Annotated in this window: 13 protein-coding genes; 5 read left to right on the forward strand and 8 right to left on the reverse strand. The window is 67.7% G+C overall.

Annotated elements, in window-relative coordinates; genetic code table 11:
* Nucleotides 1-56: 56 nt before the first annotated feature.
* On the reverse strand, nt 57-1,490 hold the full coding sequence (locus ABFO07_RS25920; protein WP_347468792.1) for an aldehyde dehydrogenase family protein: 1,434 nt from the start codon (nt 1,488-1,490) through the stop codon (nt 57-59).
* 48 nt (nt 1,491-1,538) lie between these two features.
* Nucleotides 1,539-3,179 carry an acetolactate synthase large subunit gene (locus ABFO07_RS25925; protein ID WP_059565179.1) on the reverse strand — a complete coding sequence of 547 codons (1,641 nt, stop codon included), beginning with the start codon at nt 3,177-3,179 and terminating at the stop codon, nt 1,539-1,541.
* A 351-nt stretch (nt 3,180-3,530) separates the two neighbouring features.
* Here ABFO07_RS25925 and ABFO07_RS25930 point away from each other — a divergent pair, with 351 nt between their 5' ends.
* A complete protein-coding gene (locus tag ABFO07_RS25930; RefSeq protein WP_059996739.1) occupies nt 3,531-3,869 on the forward strand; it encodes a type II toxin-antitoxin system RelE/ParE family toxin in 339 nt (112 codons plus the stop codon).
* Between the two features lie 3 nt (nt 3,870-3,872).
* Nucleotides 3,873-4,172, forward strand: coding sequence for an addiction module antidote protein (locus ABFO07_RS25935; RefSeq protein WP_059565177.1), 300 nt, complete (start codon nt 3,873-3,875; stop codon nt 4,170-4,172).
* Between the two features lie 46 nt (nt 4,173-4,218).
* Here the strand turns inward: ABFO07_RS25935 and ABFO07_RS25940 are convergent, their stop codons facing one another.
* The 5 genes from ABFO07_RS25940 to andAc all read right to left on the reverse strand — a co-directional run bounded on the left by ABFO07_RS25940 (nt 4,219) and on the right by andAc (nt 8,904).
* A complete protein-coding gene (locus ABFO07_RS25940; protein ID WP_060150186.1) occupies nt 4,219-5,505 on the reverse strand; it encodes a DUF445 domain-containing protein in 1,287 nt (428 codons plus the stop codon).
* Between the two features lie 82 nt (nt 5,506-5,587).
* On the reverse strand, nt 5,588-6,808 hold the full coding sequence (gene andAa, locus ABFO07_RS25945) for an anthranilate 1,2-dioxygenase system ferredoxin--NAD(+) reductase (RefSeq protein WP_347468794.1): 1,221 nt from the start codon (nt 6,806-6,808) through the stop codon (nt 5,588-5,590).
* Nucleotides 6,798-7,124 carry an anthranilate 1,2-dioxygenase ferredoxin subunit AndAb gene (gene andAb / locus ABFO07_RS25950; RefSeq protein ID WP_048022186.1) on the reverse strand — a complete coding sequence of 109 codons (327 nt, stop codon included), beginning with the start codon at nt 7,122-7,124 and terminating at the stop codon, nt 6,798-6,800. The genes andAa and andAb overlap by 11 nt, the downstream gene beginning before the upstream one ends.
* Nucleotides 7,125-7,141: 17 nt before the next feature.
* Complete coding sequence (andAd, locus tag ABFO07_RS25955) at nt 7,142-7,618, reverse strand: anthranilate 1,2-dioxygenase small subunit AndAd (RefSeq protein ID WP_059996733.1); 477 nt, start codon at nt 7,616-7,618, stop codon at nt 7,142-7,144.
* Between the two features lie 14 nt (nt 7,619-7,632).
* Nucleotides 7,633-8,904, reverse strand: a complete 1,272-nt coding sequence (andAc, locus tag ABFO07_RS25960) for an anthranilate 1,2-dioxygenase large subunit AndAc (protein ID WP_059565173.1) — start codon at nt 8,902-8,904, stop codon at nt 7,633-7,635.
* Between the two features lie 213 nt (nt 8,905-9,117).
* Between andAc and andR the strand changes: the two genes are divergently transcribed.
* Entirely contained in the window at nt 9,118-10,077 is a 960-nt protein-coding gene (gene andR / locus ABFO07_RS25965) for an anthranilate 1,2-dioxygenase regulatory protein AndR (protein WP_059810607.1), read from the forward strand.
* A 128-nt stretch (nt 10,078-10,205) separates the two neighbouring features.
* Here andR and ABFO07_RS25970 read toward each other — a convergent pair whose 3' ends face one another.
* Nucleotides 10,206-11,096 carry a LysR family transcriptional regulator gene (locus ABFO07_RS25970; protein WP_059810573.1) on the reverse strand — a complete coding sequence of 297 codons (891 nt, stop codon included), beginning with the start codon at nt 11,094-11,096 and terminating at the stop codon, nt 10,206-10,208.
* A 91-nt stretch (nt 11,097-11,187) separates the two neighbouring features.
* On the opposite strand from ABFO07_RS25970, the gene ABFO07_RS25975 reads away from it, so the two are divergent.
* Complete coding sequence (locus ABFO07_RS25975; RefSeq protein WP_059810574.1) at nt 11,188-12,321, forward strand: muconate/chloromuconate family cycloisomerase; 1,134 nt, start codon at nt 11,188-11,190, stop codon at nt 12,319-12,321.
* A 32-nt stretch (nt 12,322-12,353) separates the two neighbouring features.
* Nucleotides 12,354-13,256: a catechol 1,2-dioxygenase gene (catA, locus tag ABFO07_RS25980; RefSeq protein ID WP_347468795.1), complete on the forward strand. Its 903-nt coding sequence runs from the start codon at nt 12,354-12,356 to the stop codon at nt 13,254-13,256.
* Nucleotides 13,257-13,271: the final 15 nt, after the last annotated feature.

Here is a 13,271-nt window from a genome sequence, read left to right on the forward strand (position 1 = left end):
GGGCCGGCCCGATCGCCCGCCCGCGTGCCGTCGCGGCACGGCCGCGCTGCCGCGCGCTACCTGCGCCGCACGATCATCAGGCGCAGCTCGGTCATGTCCTCGATCGCATAGCGGATGCCCTCGCGGCCGAGGCCCGAATCCTTCACGCCGCCGTACGGCATGTTGTCGACGCGGAACGACGGCACGTCGTTGATCACGACGCCGCCGACCTCGAGCTCGTCCCACGCGCGCTGCGCATGCGCGAGCGAATCGGTGAACACGCCGGCCTGCAGGCCGAAGTCGCTGTCGTTCACGCGTGCAAGTGCATCGTCGAAGCGGTCGAACTTCTCCAGGATCGCCACCGGGCCGAACGCCTCCCTGCGGTACAGGTCCTGCTCGCGGCCGACGTTTTCCAGCAGCGTCGCCTCGAACATCGCGCCGTCGACCTTGCCGCCCGCGACGATCTTCGCGCCGGCCGCCACGGCCGCGTCCATCCAGCCCGCGAGCCGGCGCGATTCGGATTCGGAGATCATCGGGCCGACGAACGTCGCCGGATCCTTCGGGTCGCCCATCTTCAGCGAGCCGGTCTTCGCGATCAGCTTCTCGCGCAGCGCGTCGTACAGATCGGCGTGCACGAGAATCCGCTGCACGCCGATGCAGCTCTGCCCCGACTGGTAATACGCGCCGAACGCGAGCCGCTCGACCACGTAGTCGAGCCGCTCGCGCTGGTCCGCATCGACGATCGCGGCCGCGTTGCCGCCGAGCTCCAGCACGACCTTCTTCTTGCCGGCCTTCTCCTTCAGCGCCCAGCCGACCGCCGGCGAGCCCGTGAACGACAGCAGCTTGAAGCGCTCGTCCGTCGTGAACAGGTCCGCGCCGTCGCGATGCGCGGGCAGCACCGAGAACGCGCCCTTCGGCAGGTCGGTTTCGGCGAGCACCTCACCGATGATCAGCGCGCCGATCGGCGTGCGGCTCGCGGGCTTCAGCACGAACGGGCAGCCGGCCGCGAGCGCCGGCGCGACCTTGTGCGCGGCGAGGTTCAGCGGGAAATTGAACGGCGAGATGAACGAGCACGGGCCGATCGGCACGCGCTTCGTGTAGCCCGTGTAGCCCTGCGCGCGCGCGGAGATCTCGAGGTTGATCACTTCGCCGTCGATCCGCACCGATTCCTCGGACGCGACGCGGAACGTGTCGATCAGCCGCGTCACCTCGCCCTTCGAATCGTTGATCGGCTTGCCGGCCTCGATGCACAGCGCCTCGGCCAGCTCGTCGAAGCGCTCGCGAAACCGTGCGACGCAGTGGTCGAGCACCGCCTGGCGCCTGAAGGCGGGCAGCTCGCGCATCGGCTTCGCGGCCCCCACCGCCGCGGCGATCGCCGCGTCGATCGCCTTCGCATCGGCCAGCGCGACGCGCGTCGCGACCGCGCCGCTGTACTTGTCGGTCACTTCGAGATCGGTGTTCGCGTAGACGGCTTCGTTGGCCAGGTAGTACGGATAGGTGTCCTTCAGCATGGAACGTCTCCTTCCGGAAAACGGTGAAAACGGGGAATAGCGGTGAAGTCAGAGCTGCGCCGACAGGCGCTTGATCTCGCGGTTCAGCACGCGCTCGTTGTCGGAGTAGTCGATCGGCACGTCGATCACGTGCACGCCCGGCGCCGCGAAGCACTCGCGCAGCAGCGGCTCGAGATCGTCGGCCGACTCGACCCGGTGGCCGTGCGCGCCGTAGCTCTGCGCATACGACACGAAATCCGGGTTCTGCAGCGTCATCGCGAAATCGGGGAAATTCATGTTCTCCTGCTTCCAGCGAATCATCCCGAACGCGTCGTCGCGCAGGATCATCACGACGATGTCGAGCTTCAGCCGCACCGCCGTCTCGAGCTCCTGCGAGTTCATCATGAAGCCGCCGTCGCCGCACACGGCGATCACCTTGCGCTGCGGATGCACGATCTTCGTCGCGATCGCCGACGGCAGCCCCGCGCCCATCGACGCGAGCGCGTTGTCGAGCAGCAGCGAGTTCGGCTCGTGTGCGCGCCAGTAACGTGCGAACCAGATCTTGTACATCCCGTTGTCGAGACAGACGATCCCGTCGGCCGGCAGCGCGCGGTACAGGTCGTTGACGATGCGCACCGGATACATCGGGAAGCGCGGGTCGCTCTGCCCCTTCTGCAGGTGCGCGTCGAAATGCTCCTTGATCATCGTGAAGCGCGCGAAATCCCAGTGCGGCTGCGGCGCGAGCGCCTCCTTCATCTGCCATACCGCGTTCGCGATGTCGCCCACCACCTCGATCTGCGGGAAATAGACGGGGTCGACCTGCGCGCCGAGGAAGTTCACGTGGATCACGGTCTTGTCGTCCGCGCGCATGAAGAACGGCGGCTTCTCGATCACGTCGTGGCCGACGTTGATGATGCAGTCCGCATGCTCGATCGCGCGGTGCACGAAGTCGCCGTCGGACAGCGTCGCATTGCCGAGCCACAGCGGGTGCGTTTCGTCGATCACGCCCTTGCCCATCTGCGTCGTGAAGAACGGGATGCCCGTCTTGTCGACGAATTCGAGCAGCATCTTGCAGGTGGTCTTGCGATTGCCCCCCGCGCCGATCATCAAGAGCGGATGGCGCGCGGCCTGGATCGCGTCGACCGCGTGCGCGACCGCCTTCTCCTCGGCCACGGGCCGCCGGCTGTAGCTGCGCGGAATCGGCTTGCCGTCGCCCTCCTCGTGCGCGATGTCCTCCGGCAGTTCGAGGTGCGCGGCGCCCGGGCGCTCTTCTTCCGCGCGCCGGAACGCCTCGCGCACGGCCGACGGGATGTTGCCGATCGACACGATCTGCCGCGTGAATTTCGTGAGCGGCTGCATCATGTCGACGACGTCGACGATCTGGAAGTGGCCCTGCTTGCTGGACTTGATCGGCTTCTGCCCGGTGATCATCAGCATCGGCATCCCGCCGAGCTGCGCATACGCGGCCGCCGTCACGAAGTTGGTCGCGCCCGGGCCGAGCGTCGCCAGGCAGACGCCCGTGCGGCCCGTCAGGCGCCCGTAGGTGGCGGCCATGAAACCGGCCGCCTGCTCGTGCCGGGTCAGCACGAGCTTGATCCGCGACCGCCGCAGCGATTCGAGCAGATCGAGGTTTTCCTCGCCGGGAATGCCGAACACATACTCGACGCCTTCGGCTTCCAGCGCCTTCACGAACAGATCCGATGCTTTCATGGGGGACTCTCGGTTGATGCCGCCTGCCCGGCCTACGGGCGCGCGGCGTTCAGGACGCGCGCCGGCCTACGGCGCGCGGACGCTTTACCTATCAGACTCTGACCACACTGCACATGCCCGCCGCGCGATGCGCGGCGGTGCCTCCGGAGCCCGGAGGACGAACGGATCCGCCGGCGCGCAACGCGTGCGCGCGGGCGGCAAAGACGTTTTTGATTGTAGACGGATTCGGGAAATGCCGACTTCGGTCGGCGGTGGCCTCGAAGGGGTCGGCCGAACGGCCATTTGACCGACGAATGGAGCCGGGGGCCTTATCGTGGGGGTAACGGAAACAGCATCCAAGACATGTGAACCATGGTTGACACACTGCAATCCATACCCTACAGTGCCCCTACGTTCAGCATCCGGACCACCGACGTCTTCGACGCGTGGTTTGCCGGCCTGTCGGACCGTATCGCGAAACGCCGCATCCAGGCGCGCATCGACCGCCTCGCGATGGGCAATCCGGGCGACTGGAAATCCGCCGGCTCGCCGGTCGTCGAAATGCGTATCGATCATGGCCCCGGCTATCGCATCTATTACGTCCGGCGGGAAACGATATGGGTGATCCTGCTGTGCGGCGGCGACAAGTCGACGCAACAGGCGGACATACGCGCCGCGCACGCGATGCTCGCGCATCTCGCTATGGAGTGATCGATGGACAAGATCAAGACCCGGCCATGGGATTCGGCCGAACACCTGAAGACCGAAGACGACATGGCCGAATACTTCGACGCCTGTCTGCAGGAGGCCGGCGACGATCCGGCCTTCATCGCGCACGCGCTCGGCGTGATCGCGCGTGCGCGCGGCATGTCGCAGGTCGCGCGCGACGCGGGCCTGTCGCGCGAAGGCCTGTACAAGGCACTGTCGCATGACGGTAACCCGAGCTTCGGCACGATCCTGAAGGTGATCAAGGCGCTCGGCCTGCAACTGCACGGCGCGAAAGCGCAAGCCTGATTCCGGCGCGCGCGACGTCGCGCCTCTTCTCGGCGGTCCGGCCGCCTCAATGCAGCCAGCCGCCCGCCAGGCGCGGCGCGAGCGACACGAGATACAACCCGAGCCCGATCAGCCCGCCGACCAGCGTGCCGTTGATGCGGATGTACTGCAGGTCCTTGCCGATGTTGAGTTCGATCTGCCGCGACATCTCGCGCGCGTCCCAGTTGCGCACCGTGTCGCGAATGTGACGCATCAGGAAATCCGCGAAATCCGGCGCCATCTCGTGCACGGCCTTCTCCACATGCTCGTTCAGCGACGCGCGCAGCGCGGGGCTTTCCGAAAGCCGCGCGCCGAGCCAGCCGCCGAGCGTCGCGGCCTGCCGGTGCAGCGCCGAATCGGCGCGCGCGAGATCGGCCTTCAGCCACGCGCGCAGTTGATCCCACAAATCGCGCAGATACGCATTGAACGCGTCGCCGTCGCGGATGTAGCGCCGGATTTCCTCGCCCTTCTCGATGAACGCGGGGTCGTGCTTCAGGCGTTCGGTCAGCGCCGCGACCGTGCGGTCGAACCGCTGCCGCAGCTCGTGTTCGGGGTCGGCCGCCACGCCTTCGAGCACGCGGCTCACCGCGCTCGCGAGCAGCTGCGCGCCGTGCTCGCCGAGCCACTGGGTCGGCAGCAGCTTCTCGACCTTCGGATACTGCGTCTTCAGCCATTCGACGATGAAGCCCGCGATCACCTCGCGGTTCTCCTCCTTGCCGAGCACGTCGACCACCTGCGCGATCGCGTCGTCGAGCAGCGCCTGGTGGCGGCCGTCCTTGGTCAGCGTGTCGAGGATCGCGCCGGCCGATTGCGACAGGTCGATACGGTCGATCACCGCGCGGAACGCATCGTGGACGAACGACTGGATCCGCGCGTCGTCGGTCATGTCGAGCGCGAAGCCGATCAGCTTCGTCGCGTAGCCGCCGAGCGCCTCGGTGTTCGCGGGCTCGCCGAGCCACGCGCCGAGCTTGCTCGCCGGATCGTGCTGGCGGATCTGCGCGGCGAGCGCGTCGGGGCCGAGGAATTTCTCGCGGACGAACACCGCGAGGTTGTCGGCGATCTTGTCCTTGTTCTGCGGGATGATCTCGGTGTGGCGCGACACGAACGGGATCGGCACGCGGCAGAACAGCGCGACCACCGCGAACCAGTCGGCGAGCGCGCCGACCATCGCGGCCTCGGCCACCGCCTTGATCCCGTCGACCCACACGCCGCGCGGCAGGAAGATCGTCGTCACGAATACCGCGACGGCAACGAGCAGCAGCGACAGCGCGCGGCGCTTGCTGCGGTTCAGTTCAAGGGCTTTGTCTGGCGTCATGGGCGACCGGCGAATCGGCGATGCCGCTAATATCCCCGATTTCGCCGCGCCCGACAAACGCGCGGGCATGCCGCGCGCCGCTTCAGAGCAACGTTTTCAGGTTCACCGACGGATCGGCGAGCCGTTGCGGATCGGGCACGGCCCCCGCCGCGATCATCCGGCGGCACGCGCCGATGTCGCGCCCCGCGTTCACCGCGGCCGCCGCGACGAGCCTGCCGTCTTCGCCGAGCCCGAATACCGTGAACGCCCCGTTCGAAGGCTCGCCGCGCACGACCGTGGCTCGCTCGCCGCCGAACAGCCCGAGCATCTGCAGGTTGCAGTCGTATTGATCCGACCACAGCCACGGCAGCTCGGCGTACGTCTCGTCCGCGCCGAGCGCGTTGGCCGCCGCGACGGCCGGCTGGTTCTCCGCGACCTGCCACGACTCGATCCGCACGTGGCGGCCGAGCAGCGGATTGAAGTGCATCGTCACCTCGCCCGCCGCGAAGATCGCCGGATCGTTTGTGCGGCAACCTGAATCGACACGCACGCCGTTGTCGACCTCCAGCCCTGCGGCCTGCGCAAGCTCGACGTTCGGCACGACGCCGATCCCGACCACCACGACGTCGGCCGCCACGTCGCCGCGATCGGTCTCGATCACCGCGCCGCCGCACGCGCCGCGCCGGATCGCGCGCGGCAGCGTCGACAGTTGAAACGCGACGCCGCGCCCGTCGTGCATCCGTTGCGCAAACGCGCCGACCACTTCAGGCAATGCGCGCTGCAACAGGCCCGCGGCCGGATCGATCACCGTCACCGAACAGCCGAGCTGACGCGCGGCCGCCGCGACTTCCAGACCGATGAACCCGCCGCCGAGCACCGCGACATGCTTGCCCGGCGCCAGCGCCGCGCGCAGCGCGCGTGCATCGGCAACCGTGCGCACGTAATGCAGCGCCACGCCCGCGTCGACCGGCCCGCCGAACGTGCGGACCCGCGAACCGGTCGCGAGCACGAGCCGCCGATACGGCAGCGTCGCGCCGTCGTCGAGCCGCACGCGGTGCGCATCGCGCTCGATCGCGTCGACCCGCGTGCCGAGCCGCAGGTCGATGCGCTGCGCGTCGTACCACGCGGCATCGCGCACGAACGCGCGCTGCGCGCCGTCGTCGTGCAGCAGCGCGTCCTTCGACAGCGCGGGCCGGTCGTACGGCAGCTCGCGTTCCGCGCCGATCATCACGATGCGCGCGTCGGCATCACGCGCGCGCAGCGCCTCGGCGGCCCGCCGCGCCGCGTGCCCGGCGCCGACGATCACGATGGGATCAGCCGACATTGACTTCCACCTGCCCGTCGACGATGCGGATCGGATAGGTCCGCACCGGTTCCGTGATCGGCGCACATTTCGGCGCGCCGGTGCGGATGTCGATCAGCCCCTGGTGCAGCGGGCATTCGACGCAGCCGTCCTCCACGTAGCCTTCGGACAGCCGCGCATGGCCGTGCGTGCAGAGGTCGTGCATCGCGAACAATTCGTCGCCGATGCGGAACACCGCGACCGGTTTCTGGCCCGCGACGCGCGCCGCCGGTTCGTCTTCGGAGAATTCGTCAAATGCGCCGAGCGGATGCCACTCGGCCAGCGTTGCTTCGGTCATGTCGATTCCTTGCTTCGTCAGATCGGGGTGGCGAGCAGCGTCTGCACGCGCGACGTGTCGTAGATCACGCGCTTCGTCTTGTAGCGCAGCCCGTCGGGCGTGCGCACCACCGTGTCGTAGTACTTGCCGGCCTGGTAGACGTTCGATTCGCCGTTGCTGCGCGTCTGCACGACCACGTAGTTGCTCTCGGTTTCGATCTCGCCGTCGCGCTCCGCGACGATCGTCAGGCCCGACGTCATGTGCCGGTACGTGTGCTCCTCGAAGATGTTCGCGTGCCGTAGCGACACCACGCGGTCGCGCAGCATCCGCTGGTTCGTGCAATGAACGATCCCGACCGGCAGCCCGAGGTCGGCGTTCTCCTTCGGCACGATCTCGTACGTGCAATCCTCGGTGAACATCTCCGGCCACTGTTCGAGCCGATCGTTGTCGAGGTGGCCGATGTAACGGTTCTGCAACATGGTCACCTCGAACCACGTCTTCATGTCTTCCATCATGTCTCGCTCCCGATTCAATAGCCCATCAGCTTCTGGTAGCCGACCCAGAACTTGCGGATCAGGCTTTCGGTGATCACCGTGTCCTGCTGGTCCGGATTGCCGCGCGACATCTCGATCACCGACGTCGCGTCGCCGTCGCGCACCGTGCCGCGCTGCACGAGTTCGGTCGCCTCGGTGTCCTCCATCGAGATGTAGCCGGCCGGCCCGACGAGGTTCGCCTGCTTGATGCGCAGCGCGCGCAACTCCGGCGTGTCGTCCGCATAGCCGAAGAAATGGAAGATCAGCTCGAAGTTGTCGGGCCCCTTCGGCAGGATCTGCCGCGCGACCAGCGTGTTGTGGATCTGCTGGATCACGAGCTGCGGGAAGATCGGCTGGATGTGGTTCGTGCAGTCCTCGTCGTATTCGGACACGAGGTCGAGGATCGATTCGTCCTCCAGATGGAAGCCCTCGTCGAACGAGCGGATGTTCTGCTGCTTGTACGCGGCCGACGTGTCGTCGTTCGTCTTCGTCACCGTGATGATGCTGTGCAGGCCGTGGTTCGCATCCGGAATCGAGCGCGCCTTCATGCCGACGCGGAAGATGTTGAAGGTCGTATGGAACAGGTGCAGCATGCTCGCGTGATACGGATCCTTCACGTTCTCCAGGTACAGCTTCCAGTTCGACTTCGAATACTGGCGCGTGCAGCCGAGATACTCCACCGGCTTGTGGAAGACCCGGTCGATCCACGGGCGCATCTGCTCGCCGAGATACTCGGGCAGCGGCGCGACCGCGTCGCTGAAGGTCGCGAACACCAGCCCGCGATAGCTGTCGACGCGCAGCTTGCGCAGCCCGTGCTGCTTCGGATCGAAATCCGCGGGCATCCCCGTCATCCCCTTCTGGCCGCGCCGGAACGGCACGCCGAGCAGGTTGCCGGTGTTGTCGAAGCTCCACTGGTGATACACGCACGTGTGCGAGCTCGCGTTGCCGCGCGACTTGCGGCACACCTGCGCGCCGCGGTGCGCACAGCGGTTCACCCACGCGGCGAGCGTGCCGTCGTCGGCGCGCGTGACGACCACGGGCGTATCGCCGACGAACGTGCTCTTGAAGTCGCCCGGGTTCGGGATCTCCGCCTCCAGCGCAACGAAATTCCACGTCGGGCCGCGATAGATGCGTTCCTGCTCGCGCTCGTAGACGGCGCGCGAGCTGAACACCTTGTACGGCACGCGCGAGCCGTCGTCGTGCGGAAACTTCACGTCGGACGCGTCATCGCGCGCCGCAAACAGGACGGGTGATTCGGTCTGCTCCATGTCGGACTCCTTGTCGATCCGGTTTCGTTGATCTGATGGAGTCCATTTTTGAAACGCTAATATTCGGCGTCTATCCGGAAACTGCGATTGCGGCGGCGCAATATCCACTTCCGGCAGCTTTCTGCGCTAGGATGGCGACACTCGTCGCGCCTCTGCGCCATCTCGGCCCCTTCGTCCGACCCGTGCACGCGCCCACAAGCGAGACTCATGCCCATGTCCCCAACGTCGTTCGAGCCGCTCGCGCTGCGCGCCCACCGGCTGTTCGAATCCCGCGATCTCGACGAGACGCGCGAGCGGATTTCGCGCGTCATGCAGCCGCACGCGCTGCTGCCGAGCGGCCGCGTGCACGGCGCGTCGCACATGGATTTCGTGCGCCTCGGCGGGCTCGGGATCGGCACCATCGCGTTCGGCGACGCGATGCGCGTGCAGGTCGACGCGGTCGACGGCTACTACCTGCTGATGTTCTGCCTGTCCGGGCAGGCCGAGGTCCGCGCGATGGGCCGGCAGGTCGGCGTCGACGGCCAGACCGGCGTGCTGTGCGCGCCCGGCGAACCGTTCGACGCGCTGCTGTCGGCCGATTGCGAGCAGTTCGTGCTGCGCATCGACGCGGCCACCGTCAACACGCTCACCGGCGATCCGCGCGCGACGCTCGACCCGGTGCTGCGCGTGAGCGACGCGGCACTCGCCGCATGGCGCCAGCAGCTGATGCTGGTCGCGCGCTCGACGGAACTGCTCGATCGCGCGAACGCGAACCCGCGCGTCGCGTCGCAACTCGAACATCTGCTGGTCGACCTGCTGATCGAAGGCCATCCGCCGTCGGCCGTGCCCGTGGCGCGCCACGACCCCGCGCCGGGCTTCGTGCGGCGCGCGCAGGAATTCGTCGCCGCGCACTACGCGCAGCCGCTGCAGCTCGCCGACATCGTGCAGGCGGCCGGCGTGCCGGAGCGCACGCTGCGCGACGCGTTCCTGCATTTCCGCGGGATGAGCCCGATGCAGTACCTGCGCCACACACGGCTCGAACACGCGCGCGAGTTGCTGTACGGCGCGGGCAGCGCCCGGCGCATCGCGGACATCGCGCTCGATTGCGGGTTTACGCATCTGGGCCGCTTCGCGATTGCGTATCGGGAGAAATTCGGCGAATCGCCTTCGGAGACGCTCGACGGCAAGCGATGAGATCGTGCGGGGCGCCGCATACCGCGCGCCCTGCCGATCACGTCGCGCCGGCCCCGCCTCATTCGTGCGGGCACGCGAGGCTTGATCGTTAGTTGCACCTTATCGCGCTACGTATCGGCCGGCCGCGCTTACGCCGGCGGCGCGAACATCGCGCGGGCGATCTCGCAGAATGCCGCCGTCGCGGGGCTTTCGTCGTGCAGGCGGCGGCTCATGATGATCGGCGACGTCGCGGCCGGCTCCGGCAGGCGGCGATACACGACGCCCTTCACCCGCACGCCTTCGACGCTTTCCGGCACCAGCGACACGCCGACCTTCGCGGCCACCAGCCCGAGCGCCGTCTGCAGCTCGCGCACCTCGTGCACGGCGGCCGGCGCGAGCCCGCCGTCGCGCAGCGCGGACAGCTGCTGATCCGCGAAGCTCGGCCGCGGCGTGCTCGGATAGACGATCAGCGTCTCGTGCGCGACATCGGCGAGCGCGAGCGGTCGGGCCGGATCGGCCAGCGGATGCCCGACCGGCAGCGCGGCGATCAGCTTCTCCTCGACCAGCGCTTCGCGCACGAGCTGGTCGTCGTCGAAGCGCAGGCGGCCGAACCCGACGTCGATCCGCCCCCCTTTCAGCGCGCCGAGCTGCTCGAGCGTGAACATTTCGATCAGCGACAGCTCGACGTCCGGCTGCGCCTCGCGGAACGCGCGGATCACGTCCGGCAGCGCGCCGTACAGCGTCGATGGCACGAAGCCGATCACGATCCGCGCCGACATCTGCGCGAGCCGCCGCGTCAGCGGCCCGAGCTCGTCGGCCTGGTCGACGAGGCGCTTCGCCTGCGCGTAGAACACGCGGCCGGCCTCGGTCAGCTTCAGCGGCCGGGCGCCGCGCTCGAACAGCGGCATGCCGATTTCGTCCTCGATCGCCTGGAGCTGGCGGCTGAGCGGCGGCTGCGTCATGTGCAGGCGCTCGGCCGCCCGCGTGATGTTCATTTCCTCGGCGACGGCCATGAAATACCGAAGCTGGCGCAATTCCATTGCATACCTCGAAAGTATGGAAGTAGTCGGAAAGAGTGTTGGACGCGTCCGGGCGGATCTTCCTAACATGTGCACCAACAGGAGGAATCGCATGATAGCAACTGCCGCCACCATCGAGCGCGTCGAGACGCTGCTCGTCGACGTGCCGACGATCCGCCCGCACAAGCTGTCGGTCGCCACGATGAATTGCCAGACCCTCGTGCTGGTTCGGGTTCGATGCTCGGACGGTATCGAAGGCGTCGGCGAAGGAACGACCATCGGCGGCCTCGCGTACGGCGAGGAGAGCCCGGAAAGCATCAAGGTCAACATCGACAGCTATTTCGCGCCGCTGCTGCAAGGCATGGACGCCACCCGCCCGGGCGCCGCGATGGCACGCGTGCGCAAGCTGTTCCAGGGCAACCGCTTCGCGAAGTGCGCGCTCGAGACCGCGCTGTTCGACGCGCAGGCGCGCCGCCTCGGCGTGCCGCTGTCCGAGCTGTTCGGCGGCCGCGCGACCGACGCGGTGGACGTCTTGTGGACGCTCGCGAGCGGCGACACGCAGCGCGACATCGCGGAAGCCGAGGCGATGCTAGACGCGCGCCGCCATCGCGCGTTCAAGCTGAAGATCGGCTCGAACGCGGTGGCCGACGACGTCGCGCACGTCGTCGCGATCAAGCGCGCGCTCGGCGAGCGCGGCGACGTGCGGGTCGACGTGAACCAGGCGTGGAGCGAGAGCGAGGCGATCTGGGCCGGCCCGCGTCTCGCGGAAGCCGGCGTGAGCCTCGTCGAGCAGCCGATCGCCGCGACGAACCGCGCGGGCCTGAAGCGCCTCACGCAGCTCGCGCAGATTCCGATCATGGCTGACGAGGCGCTGCACGGCCCGGTCGACGCGTTTGCGCTCGCGCAGGACCGCGCGGCCGACGTGTTCGCGGTGAAGATCGCGCAGTCGGGCGGCCTGCAGGGCGCGGCGAGCGTCGCGGCGATCGCGGCGGCGGCCGGCGTCGACCTGTACGGCGGCACGATGCTCGAAGGCGCGGCCGGCACGATGGCGTCCGCGCAGCTGTTCAGCACGTTCGGTTCACTGAAATGGGGCACCGAGCTGTTCGGCCCGCTGCTGCTGACGGAGGAAATCCTCGTCGAGCCGCTGCGTTACCAGGATTTCAAGCTGCATCTGCCGGCCACGCCCGGCCTCGGCATTACCTTCGACTGGGCCCGCATCGAACGGATGCGACGCGACGCCCGCTGATCCCCACACGACACCCGATACAGGAGACACGCATGAACAAGGACGCCATCGACGCGCTGCTGAAGACCTTCGACGATGCCGCGGAGAAGCCCGGCAACCCGCGCGTGCGCGCGATCGTCAACCGGATCGTGAAGGACCTGTGCTACACGATCGAGGATTTCGACGTGCAGCCGAGCGAATTCTGGACCGCGCTGAACTACCTGAACGAAGCCGGCAAGGAGTTCGGCCTGATCGCCGCGGGCCTCGGCCTCGAGCGCTTCCTCGACGTGCGGATGGACGAAGCCGAAGCGAAGGCCGGCATCCAGGGCGGCACGCCGCGCACGATCGAAGGGCCGCTGTACGTGGCGGGCGCGCCGGAATCGGTCGGCCATGCGCGCCTCGACGACGGCACCGATCCGGGCCAGACGCTCATCATGCGAGGCCAGGTGCTCGGCGACGACGGCGCACCGCTCGCGAACGCGCTCGTCGAAGTGTGGCACGCGAACCATCTCGGCAACTATTCGTACTTCGATCAATCGCAGCCGGCGTTCAACCTGCGCCGCTCGATCCGCACCGACGCCGAAGGCCGCTACAGCTTCCGCAGCGTGCTGCCGGTCGGCTACAGCGTGCCGCCGGGCAGCAAGACCGAGCAGTTGCTCGACCAGCTCGGCCGTCACGGCCATCGTCCCGCGCACATTCACTTCTTCGTTTCCGCGGACGGTTATCGTAAGCTGACGACGCAGATCAACATCGAAGGCGATCCGCATATCTGGGACGACTTCGCATTCGCGACGCGTGAAGGGCTGATTCCGAAGATCAAGCAGGCCGAGGGCGCGGAAGGTAAGCCGTATGGCGTCGACGGGCAGTTCGCGCTGATCGATTTCGATTTCACGCTGGTCAAGGATCGCGCGAACGTTCCGGAAAGCGAAGTCGACCGCGCACGTGCGCAGGCCTGAACGGCTTCATACGAC

This window comes from Burkholderia stagnalis (assembly GCF_039848545.1).
GTDB lineage: Bacteria > Pseudomonadota > Gammaproteobacteria > Burkholderiales > Burkholderiaceae > Burkholderia > Burkholderia stagnalis.